The 1,637-nt window shown below is 48.5% G+C and carries 2 protein-coding genes; both read left to right on the top strand.

The window, feature by feature from the left end:
* On the top strand, window positions 1-695 hold a 695-nt coding region (locus ACTHUE_RS18290; protein ID WP_440424119.1), incomplete at its 5' end, for a phosphoenolpyruvate carboxylase.
* A gap of 865 nt (window positions 696-1,560) precedes the next feature.
* The coding region (locus ACTHUE_RS18285) for a GTPase (RefSeq protein WP_440424120.1) at window positions 1,561-1,637 on the top strand (77 nt) is incomplete at its 3' end.

Raw genomic sequence — 1,637 nt, 5'->3', positions numbered from 1 at the left:
AAGACCCTGATGCCAAACTGATGCAGGATTTGTCGGACGTATCGTTCAAATACTACCGCGAACTGATTACCCACCCCGACTTCATCGACTACTTCCTGCAAACTAGCCCGATTCAGGAAATCGCCACCCTCAACCTCGGCAGCCGTCCCGCCAGCCGCAAAACCCTAGCGCGGATTCAGGACTTGCGCGCGATTCCGTGGGTATTCTCCTGGATGCAAAACCGCCTCATGCTGCCGGCTTGGTACGGTTTCGGCAGCGCAGTGGAAACCTTGTGCGAAGGCAAACCCGAAACCCTCTCCGCCCTGCGCGAACACGCCCAAAACAACCCGTTCTTCCAAGCCATGCTCTCCAATATGGAACAAGTGATGGCAAAAACCGACATCACTTTGGCGGAAAACTATGCCGGCTTGAGCGAATCGCCCGACAAAGCAAAAGTCATCTTCGGCATGATCAAGGAAGAATACCAACGCAGCCGCAAAGCACTGCTCGACCTGCTGCAAACCGAAGAGCTTCTGCGCGACAACCGCAGCCTTGCCCGTTCGCTTGCCTTGAGGATTCCATACCTGAACGCCCTCAACGGCCTGCAAGTCGCCATGCTCAAACGCCTACGCAAAGAGCCCGACAATCCGCACGCCCTGCTGATGGTTCACCTGACCATCAACGGCGTAGCGCAAGGTTTGCGTAATACCGGTTAAAGCAGTACGGAAAAAAAGGCCGTCTGAAACAGTTTTCAGACGGCCTTTCAACCAACTGCGAACCATAGCAAAGGCTTTATCCATAAGCCTCATAATGTTTTTCAACCTGCTTGCCACTCTTACCCTATTCATTTAACTTGCCCGTATTTCGGACTATTTTGGGCAATAGCAGATAACCCGCTACAAAATCAATGTGTTCAATGAAGCATGGCAACTGCTTCAGCACGATGATAGTCAACTACTGACATACCTTAATGCGGCACTGCCCCATATCGCAGCACAATAAGCTTTCAGACAACCCTGAGGCCGTCTGAAAAACAAAAACATCTCACACCAAGGCAACTATCAATATGTTTGACATTGTATTTATATTGTTATTTGGCAGGCTTCAGCCCCACAAAACACCCGACTCATCCGACACGCCCGTCCCTTTTGGGAGTTCGGCTGCAGGCTCAGCTTTAATTTATTTATGCATACGCATAGGGACAATCATCCTTTATGGTTCGATTTCCAAAGCCATTGACAGCCTCCCCCTCATTCTGTTTCAAACAATCTGCATGTTCGGCTGTTTGGTTTTGTATTTCAAAATGTTACGTACCGCATCCAACCCGAAACACCGTCAGATGATTTATTGGGTACTGGGCATTCTTTTGGGTTTGATCTTAAGCCTCCTATCCGAAAAATTGTTTTATTTAATGGCTTTATTCATTTACTCATTCTTCAGAAGCACAATAAGCTGAATGCCTGCTCCCTCTTTTTTCAGACGGCCTTTTATTATAAGAACACACCAGCATTGCGGCTGTTTTGAGTACCTCCACAATATGCTATAATCCGCCGTTAAACTTTTATCTTTTCAGGAAAAACCATGAGCTTGAAATGCGGCATCGTCGGTTTGCCCAACGTCGGCAAATCCACCCTCTTTAACGCGCTGACCCAATCGGG

This window comes from Neisseria sp. P0021.S005, from assembly GCF_051956955.1.
This window is presented reverse-complemented; position numbering and strand designations above follow the sequence as displayed.